Here is a 17,765-nt window from a genome sequence, read left to right as displayed (position 1 = left end):
ACCCCTTGCCACCCCCACCGGCGCCGTGACGATGGACTCCCAGACCTCGAAGCCGTCCCAGCCCGCACCCACCGCCCCGCACTCCTTCCAGGTCGACCTGCGCGGTCTGGTGGACCTGCTCTCCCACCACCTGTACTCCAGCCCGAAGGTCTACCTGCGCGAGCTGCTGCAGAACGCGGTGGACGCCGTCACGGCGCGGCGCGCGGAGGATCCGGACGCCCCGGCCCGCGTGCGGCTGCACGCGGGGGGCGGGACCCTGCGGGTGGAGGACACCGGCGTCGGCCTCACCGAGGAGGACGTCCACAACCTGCTGGCGACCATCGGCCGCAGCTCCAAGCGCGGCGACGCGGCCTCGCTGGAGTCGGCGCGCTCGGGGTTCCTCGGGCAGTTCGGCATCGGTCTGCTGGCCTGCTTCCTGGTCGCCGAGGAGATCCGGGTGGTCAGCCGCAGCGCCCGGACGCCCGGAGCGCCGCCGGTGGAGTGGCTGGCCACCGACGACGGCTCGTACACGGTGCGCACGCTGCCCGACGACGCCCGCGCCGAGCCCGGCACCACGGTGCACCTGCGGGCGCGGGCCGGGGCGGCGCAGTGGCTGGAGGAGGAGCGGGTGCTGAAGCTGGCACGCGACTTCGGCTCGCTGCTGCCGTACGACGTGCGGGTGAACGACGAGGCGGTCACCGACCTGCCGGCGCCCTGGGACCGCTCGTACCAGAGCCCGGCGACCCGGCGGGTGGCGCTGGCGCGGCACTGCCGCGACCTGTTCGGCTTCACCCCGCTGGACTCGATCGACCTGGACGTGCCGGTGGCCGGGGTGCGCGGTGTGGCGTACGTGCTGCCGGCCGCGGTCAGCCCGGCGCAGCGGGCCGGTCACCGCGTGCACCTCAAGGGCATGCTGCTGACCGACCGGGCCGACGAACTGCTGCCGGACTGGGCGTTCTTCGTGCGGTGCGTGCTGGACACGGACACCCTGCGGCCCACGGCCTCGCGGGAGTCGCTGTACGAGGACGAGACGCTGGCGGCGGTGCGGGAGGCGCTGGGCGAGCGCATCCGGTCGTGGCTGACGGGGCTGGCGGCGGGCGACCCGGACCGGCTGACGGCGTTCCTGGCCGTGCACCACCTGGGCGTGAAGGCGCTGGCCCGGCACGACTCCGAGATGCTGCGGGTGATGCTGCCCTGGCTGCCGTTCGAGACCACGGACGGGCAGCTGTCGCTGGAGGAGTTCGCCCAGCGGCACAAGATCGTGCACTACACGCGGACCGTGGAGGAGTACCGGCAGGTCTCCGCGATCGCCTCGGCGCAGGGCGTCGGCGTGGTCAACGGCGGTTACACCTACGACACCGAGCTGGTGGAGGCGCTGCCGTCGGTGCGGCCGGGGTCGGTGGTCGCCGAGCTGGACGCGGACGTGGTGACGGCCCACCTGGACTCGGTCGACCCGTCGGTGGAGCTGGCTCTGCAGCCGTTCCTGGCGGCGGCGCGGACCCGGCTGGACGCCCTGGGCTGCGACGTGGTGCTGCGGGCCTTCCACCCGATGACGGTGCCCGCGCTGCACCTGGACGACCGCTCCGCCCGCCACGAGCAGGCGCGGGCGGAGGCCGAGGAGCAGGCCGACGACCTGTGGTCGGGCATCCTCGGCTCGCTGCGGGGCGGCGCGCCGCGCGCCCGCCTGGTGCTCAACCATCTCAACCCGCTGATCCGGCGCCTTGGTTCGCTGACGGACCCGGAGCTGGTCGGTACGGCGACGGAGTCCCTGTACGGTCAGGCGCTGCTCATGGCGCAGCGGCCGCTGCGGCCCGCGGACACCGCGCTGCTCAACCGTGCGTTCCTCGGTCTGCTGGAGTGGGCCACGCACGGCGATGCCACGCACGGCGACCCTGAGGAGGACGTCCGTTGACTTCCGTCACCGGCCTGGACGAGCTGCGCCGCGCGATCGCGGAGAACGGCGAGCGGCCCGAGGGCCCGGCGCGCAACGCGCGGGCCGAGCAACTGCTGGCGGATGCTGAGTCGTTGGGCATACCGCTGGCCGTGATCGAGGCGCTGGGTCACCAGCTGACCGTCTACAACTACAGCTCGGAGAAGGACAAGGCGTTCGTGCCGTTCGCCCGGCTGCTGCGGATGTGGGACGAGCGGCCGGAGGACTTCGACGCGTACGAGACGCACTCGCTGTTCTGGCGCTTCAAGTGGATGTCGACGGGGATGCTGGGGCAGCCGCACATCCCGCTGGACGCCATGGAGAACTGGCTGGAGGAGATGGAGCGCCGCTACCGGCTGGCGGGCCACTCCGAGCGGGCCGTGCGGTCCTGCGAGTTCCACGTCGCCAGTCACGTCGGCGACCTGGAGCGGGCGGAGCGCGCCTACCGGGCGTGGATGGCGGCGGACCGGGACCGGATGGCCGACTGCTACGCCTGCGAGCTGCAGGGGCAGGGCTGGTGGCAGGTGACGGGCGGCCACGACGCCGAGGCGCTGGAGGTGTGGGGTCCGGTCCTGGAGGGCCGCTTCACCTGCGCCCACGAGCCGCACAACGTGCTGGCGTCCTCGCTGCTGCCGCTGCTGCGGCTGGGCCGGCTCGACGAGGCGAAGGCGAACCACCTGCGCGGTTTCCGCCTGGTGCGGGCGACGGAGAGCATGCGGTCCTCGTACGCCGAGCACGTGGAGTTCTGCGTGCTGACCGGCAACGAGGCGCGGGCGCTGGAGCTGCTGGCGCAGCGGCCGGCGTACTTCACCGACGACGGGCACCCGTCGAGCAAGAAGGACTTCCTGGCGGTGACCGCGCTGCTCATGGACCGGCTGGTGGCGCTGGGCATGGGCGCGAGACAGGTGCCGGGGCCGTCCGGCCGTGACTGGACGGCCGCCGAGCTCGCCGCGCACGCGCGGGCGGAGGCGCTGTCGCTGGCGGAGGCCTTCGACCGGCGCAACGGCACCTCCTACGTGAGCGACCGGGTGCGGGCGCGGATGGCGCGCGAGCCGCTGGTGGAGCGTCTGCCGCTGGGTGTGCGGGTCTCGGTCGCCACGGTGGCGCCGCGGCCGGCCGCCGCGGCGGGGGCGGCCGCCTCCGGGTCGTCCCCGGAGGAGCGGCTCGGTCTGGCGGAGCTGCTCGCCGAGGCGCGGCGGCGGTCGGAGGCGCTGATGCCGAGCGCGGTGGAGGCCTGGGAGGCGGTGGAACGGGCCGCCGGCGCTGCGGGCACGGGCGTGACCGGTACCGCGGGCGTGACCGGTGCCGCGGGTGCGGGCGGCGCTGCGGGTGCGGGTGCGGGCGGTGCCGACGGCTCGGTGCTCACCGCGCGGGACCGCGCGGAGCTCGCCGAGCACCGGGCGATGGCGCTGGGCCCCGACGGCCTGGACCTGTTCGCGACCGCGGCCACGCTGTACGCCGAGGCGGGCGACCTGGGCGAGGCGCTGGCCGCGCGGGCCCGCGGGGTGTACGCGCGGACGTTGTCCGGCAAGCTCGACGGGGCGCTGGAGGACGTCACCGCGCCGTACCGGCAGTGCCTGGCGCTGTTCGCGGCCGGGGACACCGGGGTGCGGCAGACCGCCTCCGTGCTGATGGCCAGGGCGCGGGTGCTGCTGCGGCTCGCCCAGGGCGCGGACGGGCAGGAGCCCGACCCGGCGGCGGAGGCCGAGGCCGCGGAGGGAACCCGGGAGGCGGCCCGCGAGGTGCTGGCCTTCGTCGCGGAGCACGCCCCGGGCACCGAGGACCCGCACCTGGTCTCCCGGACCGCCGAGGCGCACGCGATGCTCGGCGACCTGGCCGGGTCCCCCGAGGAGGCGGTGCCCGAACTGACCTTGGCGGTGCGGCAGTTCCTGGACGCCGGGCTGCCCTGGTACACGGTGGAGTACGAGTCGCGGCTGGCCGCGATCGCCCACCACCTGGACGACCCGGAGACGGCGGCGCTGCACCTGCGGGCCGCGCTGGAGCACGGCGGGGACGCTCTGCCGCCGGCCGGGCACGCCCATCTCCACCTGCAGCTGTGCGAGGTGCTGACGGAGTGCGCGAAGGACGGCGCGGGGGTGGCCGAGGCCGCCGACCACGCGCTGGAGGCCGCGCACTGGGCCGACGAGTCCGGTCAGGGCGCCACGCTGGGCGCCTACGCCCGGCACCGCCTCGGCGGCCTGCTGCACCGGCAGCGGCGCTGGGCGGAGGCGGCGGAGGTCATGGAGTCCACGCTGCCGGACCTGTCGCCCGAGACGCACGGCGACGGCGTGGTGGTGCAGACGCTGTGGTGGCTGGGCGACTGCCTGGCCGCCCTAGGTGACCACCGGGACGCCGCCGAGCGCCGGCTTCAGGCGGCCGAGCTGGCGGCGCACTGGCCGGAGCAGCAGGACCACGCGACGCTGGCGCACCTCGCCGCGGAGTCGCTGTCGCGGGCCGAGCTGCCGTCCGAGGCGGACGCGGCGTACGCGCGGGCCGGGGAGCTCTGGCGTGAGCTGGGCGACCTGCCGGGGCAGGTCCGGGCGCTGCGGGCACGCGCCTGGCTGGCGGCCGAGGACGACGTTCCCGCCGCCCGGGCGCTGATGGAGCAGGCGCTGGGGGCGTGCCGGGAGGCGGTGGCCGCAGCCGAGGAGGACGCCGAGCTGTTGCCCGCGGCGGCGGAACTCGCGGGGACGCACCATCAGTTCGGCGGGCTGCTCGCCGACCACGAGGGGCCGTCGGAGGAGGCGCACGAACACCTCGCGGAGGCGGCGTCGGGGTTCGCGGCCCTCGGCGAGGTCGCCCGGGCGGCCCACGCGGACGCCCTCCTCACCCTGGGACGCCTGGAGTCCGCCCTCGGCCGGCCCGCCGACGCGGCCGCCCGCGCCCGCGAGGTCCTCGCCGCCTGCGACGCGGATCCCGACCCCTCGGGTCCGCTGCACTCCCGCCGCTCCGACGCCGAGGCCCTCCTCCAGGAAACGGCCTCCTGACCCCGGCCCGGACGTCCCGCCTCCAGGGCCCCGCGCGGTGCGCGGCTCGCGGGGGCGGGACGACCGGTGCCCAACGAGGCTGTCGCCCGCGTGGACGGTCAGACCCCGTCGCCGGTCCCCTCGCGGCCCCACACGCTCCCTCGGTCGCGGGCGGCCGTGGCGCTGTGCGCCGTGGGCGGCCTGCCGGCCGTCGCCGCCACGGGGGCCGTCGCGTACTTCGCCGTCCGGCTGACGGCTCCGCAGCGCGCGAAGGCACGCATCGCACAGCCGAGCCCGGCGGTCGGTGAGGTCACTCCACGCCGATGAGCAGGGGCGCTCCCTGCGTGCCGCCGTGGTGGACGATCGTGTCGACGGCGAGGTGGCGGTCGTGGACGTGGGCCTCGAGGGTGGCGGCGAGGGCGGCGGGGGCGGTGTCGTCGAGGACCAGGGTGACCAGTTCGCCGCCGGCGGAGAGCATGCGGTCCAGGACGTCGAGCGCCACCGCGGTGACGTCGGAGCCGATGAGCGCGACGTCGCCCTCGACCATGCCCAGCACGTCCCCCGGCTGGCAGATGCCGGCCATGGTCCACGCCTGCCGGTCGGCGACGGCCACCTCGGCGAACCGTGTCGCGCCGGCCGCGGAGGTCATGGACACCACGTCCTCGTCGAAGCTGCGCTCCGGCTGGTGGACGGCGAGCGCGGCGATCCCCTGGACCGCGGCGCGGGTGGGGATCAGGGCGACGCGGATCCCCTCGGCACGGGCCTGTTCCGCGGCGGCGGCGGCCGTGCGGCGCAGCTCGTCGTCGTTGGGCAGCAGCACCACCTCACGGGCGTGCGCGGCGCGGACGGCGTCCAGCAGTTCCTCGGTGGAGACCGGCCGCCCGGGCGGCGCCAGCACCGTGGAGGCGCCCGTCCCGGCGCACAGCGCGGCCAGCCCCTCGCCGGGCAGGACCGCGACGACGGCCCGCCGGCTCGGCTCCGGCGGGGTGTCCTGGCCGCCCGTGCGCCCGGCGGCGGCAGCGTCGGCGGCGAAGTGGGTGATCCGGATCCGGTGCGGCCGCCCGGTCTCAACGGCGGCCTCCACCGCGGCCCCCGGGTCGTCGACGTGGACGTGGACGTTCCACAGCCCGTCGCCGCCGACCACCACGAGGGAGTCGCCGAGCGCGTCCAGCCGCCCGCGGAGCCGGTCCACGGCCGGGTCGTCGCACCCGTCTAGGAGGAAGATCACCTCATAGGCCGGGCCGTCACCGCCCTCGCCGTGCCCGTGCGTCCCGCATCCGGCCGCGGCCTCGGCGGCGACCGCCGCGGGCGCCCGCGTCTCCACCCCGGCCACCGGTCCGCCGGCCGGCCGGGTCACCGGCGTGATGCCGGGCCGTTCCCCGGTGAGCGCCTCGACCAGCGCGCCCAGGACGGCGACCAGCCCGCGCCCGCCCGCGTCGACCACACCGGCCCGGCCCAGCGTCTCCAGCTGTCCCGGCGTCCGGGCGAGCGCCTCGCAGGCGCCGCCGTAGGCGGCCCGCGCGACCGCTCCGCAGTCCGCGTCGGCTCCGGCCGAGGCCGCCGACGCGGCGGATGCCGCGGTGGCGGCCGCCGCGGCGGCCGAGGCGACGGTCAGCACGGTGCCCTCCACGGGGCGCGCCACCGCGTCCCAGGCGGAGTGGGCGGCCCGCCGCAGCGCCGCGCACAGCCCCTCGGCGTCCGCGTGGGGGGCCTTGTCGTCGAGGCCGTCGGCCAGACCGCGCAGCAGCTGCGCGCAGATCGTGCCGGAGTTGCCCCGGGCGCCGACCAGCGCGCCGTGGGCCATGGCCCGCATGGCCTCGGAGAGGGAGGGGCGGGCCCCGCCGGCGAAGGCGTCCTCGACGCCGGCGGCGGCCGACTCGAGGGTCAGGTAGAGATTGGTCCCGGTGTCGCCGTCGGGCACCGGGTAGACGTTGATCGCGTCGATCTCCTCGCGCGCCCGTCCCAGCGCGGCGAGCGCGAGAGCGCACCAGGCGCGCACGGTGGATGCGTCGAAGAACGTCTCCGGCACCTTCGGCACCCTGCGCCTCCCTGATGTCATGGTCTGCTGGACCGGAAGGCAGCGTAGTCCCCGCCCGCGCCCCCGGCGCTCCCCGGTGTCCCCCGGTCCTCCGGCGGTGGCTCCCCGTGAGGGGCTCCGGGCGGGTCGACGGCCGCTCCGTGGTAGTTTCGTTGTACGGACGCAGTCGTTGTATGCTGCTCCGGTTGCCCGATCCGTTCGGGCCATTCCCCTGGCAAGGCCACTCAGATCCCTTCGATCCGACCCCTGGCATGCCGGGGTCCACCGTAAGTGCATCTGAAGTCTTTGGAGTGACCCGTGGCTGCCAACTGCGACGTCTGCGGCAAGGGCCCGAGCTTCGGCAACAACATCTCGTTTTCGCACCGCCGTACGCCCCGTCGCTGGAACCCCAACATCCAGCGCGTTCGTACCGTGGTGGGCGGGACGCCGAAGCGCGTGAACGCTTGCACCTCGTGCATCAAGGCCGGCAAGGTCTCGCGCTGACGTCCACCACCCGCTCTCCCGGGACTCCCCGGGTTGCGGGGACATCACGCGCGGCCACTGCCGGTTCGCTGCATTGAGCCGGTCCACGATTACCGTGGACCGGCTTTCTGCTGTCCGGATCCGCCCTCGCACGTGAGCACGGCGGGCCGCTCACCGTCCGCGCGTGCGCCAGCCGTGGTCGACGGGGCCGATGCCCGAGCCGAGCCGGAACCCGGCGGCTATCGCGCCCGTGACGTACTCCTTCGCCCTCGCCACCGCCTCCGGCACCGGCAGTCCGAGCGCCAGGTGGGAGGCGATCGCGGAGGCGAGGGTGCACCCGGTGCCGTGGGTGTGCCGGTTGTCCAGCCGTGGCGCCCGCAGCAGGTGCTCCTCGGTCCCGTCGGTCAGCAGGTCCACCGCCTCGCCCGCGAGGTGACCGCCCTTGACCAGCACCCAGCGCGGCCCGAGCTTCAGCAGGGCTTCGGCGGCCCGCCGCATGCCGGGCTCGTCCTCCACCCGTACGCCGGTGAGCTGGGCCACCTCGTCCAGGTTCGGGGTCACCACGGTGGCCGCGGGCAGCAGCCGGTGGCGCACCGCGTCGAGGGCGGAGGCGGCCAGCAGCGGGTCGCCGTGCTTGGAGACGCTCACCGGGTCGACCACCGCAGGGGCCCCGGTCGAGCCGATCAACTCGGCGACCAGCTCGACCAGTTCGGCGGAGGACAGCATCCCGGTCTTGACGGCGTCGACGCCGATGTCGTCGGCCACCGCCCGGTACTGGGCGCGCACCGCCTCGGCCGGGAGGTCCCAGACGCCGTGCACCCCGCGCGAGTTCTGCGCGGTGACGGCGGTCAGCACGCTCATGCCGTGCACGCCGAGCGCCAGCATCGTCTTCAGGTCCGCCTGGATGCCCGCGCCGCCGCCGGAGTCGGACCCGGCGACGGTCAGCACCAGCGGCGGCGCCCCGACGCCGGCGCTTCCCGGCTTCTGCACGTCCGCCTCACCCATGTCCGCCTCCCCCACGTCGGCCTCAGTCCTCCGTGTCCGCGAAGTGGTCCCAGCCGCCCTTGCGGGTCCAGGGGGCGCCGTCCACGGTGACCTGGGGCAGCGCCGACGGGTTGAGGACCTCGCCGATCACCTTCCACCGCGCGGGCAGCTTCACGTCGGGCGGGAAGGTGGCCACGATGGCGTGGTCCTCGCCCCCGGTGAGCACCCACTGCAGCGGGTCGACGCCGACCGCGGAGCCGATGTCGTTCATCTGCGTCGGGATGTCCAGCGCGCCGGAGCGGATGTCGATGCGGACCTTGCTGGCCTCCGCGATGTGCCCCAGGTCGGCGATCAGGCCGTCGCTGACGTCGCACATGGCGGTCGCGCCGAGCGAGGCCGCGGCGGGACCCGCGTGGTACGGCGGCTCGGGGCGGCGGTGCGCCTCCACGAAGGCGCGCGGCGAGCGGAACCCGCGGGAGAGCACCGCGTAGCCGGCCGCCGACCAGCCCAGCCAGCCGGTGACAGCGACCAGGTCGCCGGGCTGTGCGCCCGCCCGGGTCACCGGCTCGTGGTTGCGCAGGTCGCCGAGGGCGGTGATGGAGACGGTGATGGTGTCGCCGCGGACGACGTCCCCGCCGACCACGGCCGCGCCGGCCACCTGGCACTCGTCGCGCAGGCCGTCCATCAGCTCCGTCGGCCAGGTCACCGGGAGGTCGGCGGGCAGCACCAGGCCGAGCAGCAGGGCCGTCGGCACGGCGCCCATCGCGGCGATGTCGGCCAGGTTCTGCGCGGCGGCCTTGCGACCGACGTCGTACGCGGTCGACCAGTCCCGGCGGAAGTGGCGGCCCTCGATCAGGATGTCGGTGCTCGCCACCACGCGCCGGTCGGGTGCGGAGACCACGGCGGCGTCGTCGCCCGGACCGAGCCGGACCGCCGGGGTGGTGGTGAGCCGGGAGGTGAGCTCCCTGATGAGCCCGAACTCCCCCAGTTCCCCCACGGTTCCCTTCACCGCGTCTCACCGTTCCCTTCAGCCGTCGTTGTGCCGGGTATCAGTGTCATGCGTATCCCCCTGTGTACATGTCGGCGGGGTCCGTCCGCGCATCGGGCCGCCCGGTCCGCAGGTCGCGGGCCGTGCGGCGGCCGCGGAGGGCGTCAACCCGCGCCGGGGAGTGCACTCGGGCGCGCGAGCCCTTGATCGCCGAGGTCTCCCCCCGGAGTGGGGCTACGCGATACCGTGGCGTTCCTTTTCCCCACACGATCCTCGAAGCCGCCCTGGAGGTTCCGTGGTACAGGCGTACATCCTCATCCAGACGGAGGTAGGAAAGGCGTCCTCCGTCGCCGACACGATCAGCAAGTTCTCCGGTGTGATCCAGGCCGAGGACGTGACCGGGCCGTACGACGTGATCGTGCGGGCGCAGTCCGAGTCGGTCGACGAGCTCGGCCGCATGGTGGTCGCGAAGATCCAGGGGGTGGACGGCATCACGCGGACACTGACCTGCCCGGTCGTGCATCTGTAGCCCCCGTCTACCCTGGGCCGGTGCGTTCCTTCCGTCACCGGCCTCGTTCCCGTGCCCGTCGCACCCGTCCGCTCGCGTCGGCGGGCGTGGCCGGGCTGCTGCTCCTGGCTCCCGCCTGCTCCTCGGCAGACGACCGGGCCGAGGCGGCGGTTCCCGCTCCGGGCAAGGAAGTGGCCGGACTCTGCCGTGCGCTGGACGAGGCGTTGCCGGGGACGGTGGTCGACGAGGACCGTTCCGACCCCGAGCCGCAGTCCGAGTTCACGGCGGGCTGGGGAAGCCCGGCGATCATACTCCGCTGCGGCATTCCGCGACCCCCCGTGATGAGCGATCCCGAACAGGTGCCGGTGGAGATCGAGGGGGTGCGGTACGTCATGGAGGAGTTGGGCGACGGCGGATACCGCTTCACGACCGGGCTGCGCCGGGCCTACGTCGAGGTCACCGTCCCCCAGGAGGTGGCCGAGGAGAACGGCTCCTACCCGCTGGTCGACCTGGCGCCCATGATCAAGAAGACCATCCCCAAGGGTGTCGCGGACTGAGCTTCCCCTAGGACGTCGCAGGCCGACGGGCACCGGAGGCTCCCTTCGGCCGTGCCGCGCCACGCTGTCCCTAGCCGCCCAGCCCGCGGACCCGCCGGAGGACGGCGCGCAGGCGTTGCCGGAGGGCGGCGGGTCCGGTGCCTGACGGCGGGGCGGGGCCGGCCCGGCGGCTGCCGGCCGACTCCGGCGGGCGCCCGGTGCGGGGCTGCGGAACCGGGGGCCCGTGCGGCGGACCGACCTGCGGTGCGGGCGTCGCCTCCGGCTGGGCGAGCCCCTCGGCGATGCGCCGCCAGACCCGGTCCGGGGGCGCGACCGGCACGTCCCGCTCCTGCACCCCGCGCGCCGCCGCGACGACGAGCGCGGTCCGGCGCAGTTCCTCCCGGCACCGCGCGCACCGGGCGAGGTGGCGCAGGACGGGATCGTCGGCCGGGGCCTCGTGGCCCAGGGCGATGTCCATCAGGCGGGTCGGGTCGACATGCGCCACCGTTGTCTTCCTTGTCGCTGTGCCGTGCCGCGTACCGCGCCGCCCGGCGCCGCCGTCGCTCTCACGCGGGGACCGGTTCGGCGACGACGACCAGGTTGGCCCGGTAGCCGCCCTCGCCGGGGACGTAGGGCGGGGCACAGGTGATCAGGGTGAGGACGGGAGGCCCGTCGCGGCGGAACACCGCGGGCGGCAGGGCGTCGTCGGGCACCGTGGTCCGGGCGGTGACGCGGTAGCGGACCGGCTCGGCCCCCTCGCGCCAGACCTCCACCTGGTCGCCGGGCTCCGCCTCGCGCAGCAGCGCGAAGGTGCCGAGGGCACCGGTGGCGTCGTCGAGGTGCCCGGCCAGTACGGCGGAGCCGCGGTCGCCGCCCGGGGCGGGGCCGTGGCGGTACCAGCCGGCGACGGCCGGGTCGGACGGGACGGACATGTTCCCCTGCCGGGTGACGCCCACCGGCAGCACCGGCGCGTCCAGCCCTATCGCGCGCACCAGCACGCGCAGGGGAGCGTGCTGCCGTCGTTCGTCCCCCGGCCGCACCGGCGTGCCCGCCAGTGCGGCCGGGGCGGACGGCGCGACCGCACCGCCGGGCACGGACGGCGCGACCGCCGACCCCGAGGGTGCGGCCGCCGCGGCGCGCGGTCGCGCGGCGGCGTCCGGGTCGGGTGCGGCGGCGGGGTCGGGTGCGGTGAGGTCGGCGAGGGCGGGCCCGAAGTCGGGGACCGCCTGGACCTCTCCGGTCCGCTCCTCGACCGCGACGACCGCCGCCAGGGCGGCGATCGTCGTGGCCAGGGCGACGAAGCGGCCCGTCCGCTCACCCACGGCGCTCCGCCGCGCGGCGGACCAGGTGGACGCCGGTCAGGGTGACCGCGCCGGTGACGGCGGCCCAGGCCAGCCAGGCGTCCGGGGAGTTCTGCATGGTTCCGGCGGCCTGGGCGCCGCCCGCGGGCACGGCCTTCGGGGTGCTGCCCATGCCGCTGAGCGTCTGGGTCGCCAGCGCGAGGTTCTTGTCGTTCGCGCTGCCCCAGGCGTAGACGATGTTGTCGCTGCCCTCCTTGAGGTTCAGGTCGGCCGGGCCGATCGCCACGGTGTCGGTGCCGGCGAGCGTCACGTCGGCCGAGACGGTTCCAGCGTCCACCACGGTGGAGGCCTGGTTCGGGTTCGTCAGCCCCTTGAACACGGCCTGTCCGCCGGCCCGGACGTCCACCGCCGGGGCCGCGGCCACGTGCCGCACGGTCAGGCGGGCCTTGCCGGCGTCGATCTTCGACGTGTCGTTGGTGAAGGTGGTGAGCATGGGCTTGCCGTCGGCGGACAGGTGCGCGGCGATCGTGGCGTTGGCTCCCTCGGGCACCTTGACCGTCTTCTCCAGGGCGGGGGTGCCGTCGGGCCCCTGGCCGGCCTTGAAGAGCTGTATGTCGTAGGTTCCGGCGGCGAGGTCCTGCGGCTGGGTGACGGTGCCGGGCTTGAAGTCGCCGAGCAGCCGGTCGCCGTTGGCGTAGACGTCGACGGTCATTCCCGGCACGCCGTGGAAGACGGACACCTTCGCCGTCTCGGCCGCCTTGTCGCTGTCGCCGGCGGCCACGGCCATGGGGGCGGCGACGCCGAGGGCGAGAGCGCAGGCGCCGGCGGAGGCGGCGAGGCGGAAGGGGGTGCGGGCGGTCATGGCAATCATCCCTTCTCGGAGGTCCGCGCGGTCCCGCGCGGTCTCGTTCTGGGTTCGCGCGCGGTGTCCCGTACGGATGCACGCGGCGGACATTTTTCTCAATTCGGCCGACTACCCCTCCCGGCCGCCGGTGACTCCCTGCTCGATCGCCGCGCGCAGGCGGTGCAGGCCGCGGCGGGTGTGGCTCTTGACGGTGCCCAACGGGAGGCCGGTGCGTTCGGCGATGCCGGCCTGGGTCAGGTCCTGGTAGAAGGCCATGCACAGCACCTCGCGCTGGCCGCTGGGCAGCCGGGAGAGGGCGTCGACCAGGAGCACCCGGTCGAGGACGTCGTCGGGCGCGCCGGCGGGGCGCCCGACGACGTCCCCGTCGCCCTGACCCACGGTGTCGAGGGGGGCGGGCCGCCGGGTCCGCGCCGCCAGGGCGTCGACGATCTTGCGCCGGGTGATGCCGACGAGCCAGCCGCCCAGCGACCCGCGTTCGGGGTGGTAGCCGTCGCGGCCGCGCCAGGCGCCGAGGAAAACCTGCTGCGTCACGTCCTCGGCCTCGTGGGAGTCGCCGAGCGAGCGGGTGGCCATGGTGTGGACGAGAGGACCCCACCGGCGGTAGACGGCGGCGAACGCGTCCTGGTCGGCCGCGCGCAGTCCGCGGACGAGTTCCGCCTCGTCCTCGTCGACGGACGGCCGGGCCCGGGGCGGGGATCCCGAAGGCCTGAGGCCGGCATCCCGCGTGAACGTGGTGGTCATGATCTGTTCCTCCTGCCGTCTGCGCCGTGCGGGCGACAGAGCCGCCCGCGGAGCGGGCCAGGACGGTGCGTGCGTCCTCGCCACCGGCTCGTGCTCGTCAGTCTTGTGAGTGAATTCGACGCGCTCAACATGCGTCGTTTGTGCGTCGTAAGATGGAGGCGAGCGACAGGAGGTGCGGACGATGGACGAGGAGCTCCGCGAGGTGCTGGACGGGGGCGGGCTGACCACCGGGGAGGTGGCGCGGCGGCTGGGCGTGGCGCCGACCACGGTCCGTACCTGGGACCGCCGTTACGGGCTGGGGCCCGCCGCGCGCGACGGCGGCCGGCACCGGCGCTGGACGGCCGGGGACCTGGCCCGGCTGGAGAGGATGTGCGCCCTGACGGCCACGGGGGTGCCGCCGGCCGAGGCCGCGCGGGTCGTCCTCGCCGGGACGGCCCCGGCCCTGCCCGCGCGCGAGGGCGGGACGGCTCCCGCTCCCCGGAGTCGGGGGGCGGCGGCCCTTCGGGGGGACGGGGCTCCTGCTCCCGCTCGGGAGGACGGGGCGGTTTCGGCCCCGCGCGGTGGCGGCACGGGCGGCCGGGCGGCTCCCGCCCCGGGGCGCGCGGAGGGTGCGCGCAGCCGGGCCGGGTCGGGGATGCGACTGGGCGACGTGCGGCAGGAGTGCAAGGGCATCGCCCGGGCGGCGCTGCGCCTGGACGCCGTGGCCCTCGACCGACTCCTGGACGACGTCATGGGCGAGCACGGCCTGGTGGCCTCCTGGACGGAGGTGATCATGCCGACCCTGCAAGCGGTGGGCCGCAAGTGGGAGACCTCGGGCGAGCGGTACGTGGAGGTCGAGCACTTCCTGTCCTGGCACGTCTCCGGTGCGCTGCGACGCCACGCGCCCCCGGTCGTGGCCGACCGGCCCGGCGCGACCACGGTGCTCGCCTGCGTCCCCGGGGAGAACCACACGCTGCCGCTGGAGGCGCTGTCGGCGGCGCTCGCCGAACGGGGCCTGCCGGTGCGGATGTTCGGCGGGGCGCTGCCGGTGGAGTCCCTGGTGACCGCCGTGCGCCGGACGGGGCCCGCGGCGGTGGGGCTGTGGGCCCAGTCCCGCACCACGGCCAGCCGGCCGCTGGCCCTGCACGTGGCGGCCATCGAGTGGGGCGTACGCGGAGCGCGCAGACGCCCGGCCGTCCTGACCCTGGGCCCCGGCTGGGCCGGTCAGACCGCCGCGGGACTCCCCCACCCGCCGGGCCTCGCCGAGGCGGTCGCGGCGATGGAGTCCGCGGCACGCGGGTGAGGTCCCGGGCGCGCGATGCCCCGGGCGCGGGCGGGAGGCGGCTTCCACCCGGCCGGGTGGGAGAGGGCCCCGACCCCGCGGCCACCCGCGACCGCCCAGGGCCCGCCCGGGCCCGCCCGGGCGGTGGGCGCCCAGCCCTCGCGTCACCCGCTCGGCCCCCGTCGTGCCGGGGCGAGGTGCGGGTGGGCGGGGGCCGGGTACTCGGCCGCGGTGCCGCCCGGTCTCCGTCCGGACGTCGGACCGGGCACGTACGCGGCCGGGGCGCAGGTCCCGGCGGAGCCCGCCGCGCCCCGTAGGACGGCGGGGGAAGCCGAAGGGAAGAGGCACCATGAGCGATCAGCCGCCGCGCACCCCGGACACCGTGGTCGTCGGCGCGGGTCTCGCCGGGCTGGCCTGCGCGCTGGACCTGTGCCGCGCGGGCCGGCGCGTGGCGCTGCTGGAGGCGTCCGACGGCGTGGGCGGCCGGATGCGCACGGACCGGCGGGACGGGTTCCTGCTGGACCGCGGCTTCCAGGTGTTCAACACCTCGTACCCCCAGGTCAAGCGGCGCCTGGACCTCCGGGCCCTGCGGCTGAGGCCGTTCACCCCCGGCCTGCTGGCGCACACCGCGGACGGCGTCGTGCGCCTCTCCGACCCCACCCGCCGCCCGGCGGACGCGGGCGCTCTGCTGCCGGGGCGGGTGCTCCCGGCCCGTGACCTCGCCGCGCTGGGCGCGATCACCGCCCGCGACGCCGTGCTGCCCGCCCGGTTCGTCACCCGGAGCCCGGACACCCGCTCCACGGCCGCCGCCCTGGCCTGCGCCGGGGTCTCCTCGGGCACTGTGGAGAACGTCCTGCGGCCGTTCCTGTCGGGGGTGTTCCTGGAGGACCGTCTGGAGACCTCCGCCCGCTTCTTCCACCTGGTCTGGCGGACGATGGTCCGCGGCACGCTCTGCCTGCCCGCCGCCGGCATCGGCGCCGTCCCCGCCCAACTGGCCGGCGGCCTGCCCGCGGGCGTGCTCCGCCTCGAGTCGCCGGTGGAGGCGGTCACCGAGGACGGCGTGCTCCTCGCGGGCGGCCGCGAACTGGCCGCCCGTGACGTGGTGGTGGCGACCGACGCGGCCACCGCGGCGCGGCTGCTGCCCGGGGTGGGCGCACCGGCCGGACGCACCGTCACCACCTACTACCACGCGGCCGCCCGCCCGCCGCTGGACGAGCCGACGCTGGTGGTGGACAGCACCCTCCAGGTGCTGAACACCTGCGTGCTGAGCGAGGTCACGCCCACCTACGCGCCGCCGGGGACCGCGCTCGTCTCCACCTCCGTGCTGGGCGACGACCGGCCGGGCCGCGGCGAGGCGGTGCTGCGCCGCCTGGGCGAGCTGTACGGGACCGGCACCGGCGACTGGCGGCAGGTCGCCGCGTACACCGTGCGGGGCGCCCTGCCCGTGATGGAGCCGCCGTGGCCGCTGAGCCGCACCACACGTGCGGGGGCCGGGCGGTACGTCTGCGGCGACCACCGGGCCACCGGCAGCGTCCAGGGCGCGCTGGCCTCGGGCACCCGGGCGGCCCGGGAGGTGCTCGCCGACGCCGCCGTGTCACCCGGCTGACGCCGCTGAGGCCCGCGCGCCGCATCCACCACGGGCCCCTGCGCGGAAGAGACGATGACACGTGCAAGGCCGGCGACCCGCCTGAGACCTCCGGGAGTGGACTGTGACCCTCGACGGCGCGCGTTCCGCCGCGTCCTCCCTGACCTCCGAGGTGGTGGTCCTCGGCGGCGGCGCGGCCGGGCTGAGCCTGGCGCACCGGCTGTCGCGGGAGGCGCCCTCCCTCACCCTGACCCTGGTGGAGGCCCCCGACGGCCCCCTGCGCCCGCCCGAGCGCACCTGGTGCCACTGGACCGCCGACGACGACGGCGCCGACACCCACCCCGACGGCAGTCACGACGGCGCCGACGCGCACTCCGACGGCGGCCACGACGGCCGGAGCCACCACGCCGACGGCCACCACCCCCAAGGCCGGCACACCGGGGGCCACCACGCCGACGGCGACCTGCGTGAGGCCGTGGCAGCCTCCTGGTCGCGCCTGCGCGTCCACGGCGCCGACGGCCACGCCGTCACCGTGGACCCGGCCCCGCTGCGCTACCGGATGATCCGCTCCCCCGACTTCGAGCGGCTGGTGCACGCCCGGCTGGCCCGCTCCCCGGGCGCCCGGATCCTGCGGGCCACGGCGGAGGCCGTGCGGGAGACGGCCGACGGCGCCGCCGTGCGCTGCACGACCCGGGAGGGGCAGACGCTGCTGCTCCACGCCCGCCACGTGTTCGACTCCCGCCCCGCGCCCACCCTGCCGCCGGCCCGTACCCACCTGCTCCAGCACTTCCGCGGCTGGTTCGTGCGCACCTCCGGCAACCGGTTCGACCCGGCGGTGGCCGACCTGATGGACTTCCGGGTGCCGCAGCCGCGCCACGGTCTCGCCTTCGGCTACGTGCTGCCGCTGGCTCCCGACCGGGCGCTGGTCGAGTACACCGAGTTCTCCCGCGCCCCTCTCACCACCGAGGCCTACGAGGCGGCGCTGGACCACTACTGCCGCGAGGTGCTCGGGCTCGGCGCGCTCACCGTGGAGGCGTCGGAGCAGGGCGTCATCCCCATGACGGACGGGCGCTTCGCGCGGCGGCCCGGCCGGTCCGTCTTCCGGATCGGCACCGCGGGCGGCGCGACCCGGCCGGCCACCGGCTACACCTTCGCCGCCGTGCAGCGCCAGAGCCGGGCCGTCGCGGACGCGCTGCGCGCGGGCCGGGCGAGGGTGCCCGCCCCGCACGGGCGGCGGGCCCTCGCCATGGACGCGGTGATGCTGCGGGCGCTGGACACCGGCCGCATCGACGGCCCCGCCTTCTTCACCGACCTGTTCCGCCGCGTGCCGGCCGAACGCCTGCTGCGCTTCCTCGACGGCCGCACCTCCCTGTGGGAGGAGTTCGGCGTCGGCCTGCGCACCCCTGTCGGCCCGATGCTGCGCACCGCCCTCGAGGTGCCCTTCCTCCGCCGCCGCCCGCCGTCCGCCCCACCCACCGGAGACCACCGCCGATGACGCCCCCCGCCCCGAGCCCGGCCCGCACCCTCGCCCCGACCTCCCCCGCCCACGACCCGCACCCCTCGTCCCCCTCGTCGTCCCGTCCGCGCGCCGCCCGCCGGGGCCGCGACCGCAAGGCCGAGG

15 protein-coding genes are annotated in these 17,765 nt (G+C 76.2%); 8 read left to right on the top strand and 7 right to left on the bottom strand.

All coding sequences use genetic code 11. The features are described from left to right. Positions 1 to 31: 31 nt before the first annotated feature. Both ABT026_RS04540 and ABT026_RS04535 read left to right on the top strand, forming a co-directional pair. The gene (locus tag ABT026_RS04540; RefSeq protein ID WP_351112201.1) at positions 32 to 1,891 is read left to right on the top strand and encodes an HSP90 family protein; all 1,860 of its coding nucleotides are present in this window, start codon (positions 32 to 34) and stop codon (positions 1,889 to 1,891) included. After that, on the top strand, positions 1,888 to 4,896 hold the full coding sequence (locus tag ABT026_RS04535; protein WP_351112063.1) for an ATP-binding protein: 3,009 nt from the start codon (positions 1,888 to 1,890) through the stop codon (positions 4,894 to 4,896). The genes ABT026_RS04540 and ABT026_RS04535 overlap by 4 nt, the downstream gene beginning before the upstream one ends. Positions 4,897 to 5,185: 289 nt before the next feature. On the opposite strand, the gene ABT026_RS04530 is transcribed toward ABT026_RS04535, so the two are convergent. Continuing rightward, positions 5,186 to 6,913 carry a DAK2 domain-containing protein gene (locus ABT026_RS04530; RefSeq protein ID WP_351112061.1) on the bottom strand — a complete coding sequence of 576 codons (1,728 nt, stop codon included), beginning with the start codon at positions 6,911 to 6,913 and terminating at the stop codon, positions 5,186 to 5,188. Positions 6,914 to 7,210: 297 nt separating this feature from the next. Between ABT026_RS04530 and rpmB the strand changes: the two genes are divergently transcribed. Beyond that, entirely contained in the window at positions 7,211 to 7,396 is a 186-nt protein-coding gene (rpmB, locus tag ABT026_RS04525) for a 50S ribosomal protein L28 (RefSeq protein WP_108954212.1), read from the top strand. 150 nt (positions 7,397 to 7,546) lie between these two features. Here rpmB and thiD read toward each other — a convergent pair whose 3' ends face one another. Continuing rightward, positions 7,547 to 8,380, bottom strand: a complete 834-nt coding sequence (gene thiD / locus ABT026_RS04520; protein WP_351112059.1) for a bifunctional hydroxymethylpyrimidine kinase/phosphomethylpyrimidine kinase — start codon at positions 8,378 to 8,380, stop codon at positions 7,547 to 7,549. A gap of 22 nt (positions 8,381 to 8,402) precedes the next feature. Then, entirely contained in the window at positions 8,403 to 9,368 is a 966-nt protein-coding gene (locus tag ABT026_RS04515; RefSeq protein ID WP_351112057.1) for a thiamine-phosphate kinase, read from the bottom strand. Positions 9,369 to 9,642: 274 nt separating this feature from the next. On the opposite strand from ABT026_RS04515, the gene ABT026_RS04510 reads away from it, so the two are divergent. Continuing rightward, positions 9,643 to 9,876, top strand: a complete 234-nt coding sequence (locus tag ABT026_RS04510; protein WP_108954215.1) for an Lrp/AsnC family transcriptional regulator — start codon at positions 9,643 to 9,645, stop codon at positions 9,874 to 9,876. 20 nt (positions 9,877 to 9,896) lie between these two features. Continuing rightward, complete coding sequence (locus tag ABT026_RS04505) at positions 9,897 to 10,412, top strand: DUF3515 domain-containing protein (RefSeq protein WP_351112055.1); 516 nt, start codon at positions 9,897 to 9,899, stop codon at positions 10,410 to 10,412. Between the two features lie 70 nt (positions 10,413 to 10,482). Here the strand turns inward: ABT026_RS04505 and ABT026_RS04500 are convergent, their stop codons facing one another. The 4 genes from ABT026_RS04500 to ABT026_RS04485 form a co-directional block, all read right to left on the bottom strand. Then, positions 10,483 to 10,896, bottom strand: coding sequence for a hypothetical protein (locus ABT026_RS04500; protein WP_351112053.1), 414 nt, complete (start codon positions 10,894 to 10,896; stop codon positions 10,483 to 10,485). Between the two features lie 61 nt (positions 10,897 to 10,957). Beyond that, positions 10,958 to 11,713 carry a class F sortase gene (locus ABT026_RS04495; protein WP_351112051.1) on the bottom strand — a complete coding sequence of 252 codons (756 nt, stop codon included), beginning with the start codon at positions 11,711 to 11,713 and terminating at the stop codon, positions 10,958 to 10,960. Continuing rightward, on the bottom strand, positions 11,706 to 12,554 hold the full coding sequence (locus tag ABT026_RS04490) for a DUF4397 domain-containing protein (RefSeq protein ID WP_351112049.1): 849 nt from the start codon (positions 12,552 to 12,554) through the stop codon (positions 11,706 to 11,708). The genes ABT026_RS04495 and ABT026_RS04490 overlap by 8 nt, the downstream gene beginning before the upstream one ends. Before the next feature lie 111 nt (positions 12,555 to 12,665). Continuing rightward, positions 12,666 to 13,298, bottom strand: coding sequence for an RNA polymerase sigma factor (locus tag ABT026_RS04485; protein WP_351112047.1), 633 nt, complete (start codon positions 13,296 to 13,298; stop codon positions 12,666 to 12,668). Between the two features lie 181 nt (positions 13,299 to 13,479). Between ABT026_RS04485 and ABT026_RS04480 the strand changes: the two genes are divergently transcribed. The 3 genes from ABT026_RS04480 to ABT026_RS04470 all read left to right on the top strand — a co-directional run bounded on the left by ABT026_RS04480 (position 13,480) and on the right by ABT026_RS04470 (position 17,639). Beyond that, on the top strand, positions 13,480 to 14,580 hold the full coding sequence (locus ABT026_RS04480; RefSeq protein WP_351112045.1) for a MerR family transcriptional regulator: 1,101 nt from the start codon (positions 13,480 to 13,482) through the stop codon (positions 14,578 to 14,580). A gap of 328 nt (positions 14,581 to 14,908) precedes the next feature. Further along, positions 14,909 to 16,165, top strand: a complete 1,257-nt coding sequence (locus tag ABT026_RS04475) for an NAD(P)/FAD-dependent oxidoreductase (RefSeq protein ID WP_351112043.1) — start codon at positions 14,909 to 14,911, stop codon at positions 16,163 to 16,165. Positions 16,166 to 16,268: 103 nt separating this feature from the next. Then, positions 16,269 to 17,639: a lycopene cyclase family protein gene (locus ABT026_RS04470; RefSeq protein WP_351112041.1), complete on the top strand. Its 1,371-nt coding sequence runs from the start codon at positions 16,269 to 16,271 to the stop codon at positions 17,637 to 17,639. Positions 17,640 to 17,765 lie beyond the last annotated feature (126 nt).

Source organism: Streptomyces sp. NPDC002734 (assembly GCF_040295685.1).
In the GTDB taxonomy this organism is placed as follows: domain Bacteria; phylum Actinomycetota; class Actinomycetes; order Streptomycetales; family Streptomycetaceae; genus Streptomyces.
The sequence above is the reverse complement of the archived record's forward strand: the minus strand, read 5'-3'. Positions and strand labels throughout refer to the sequence as shown.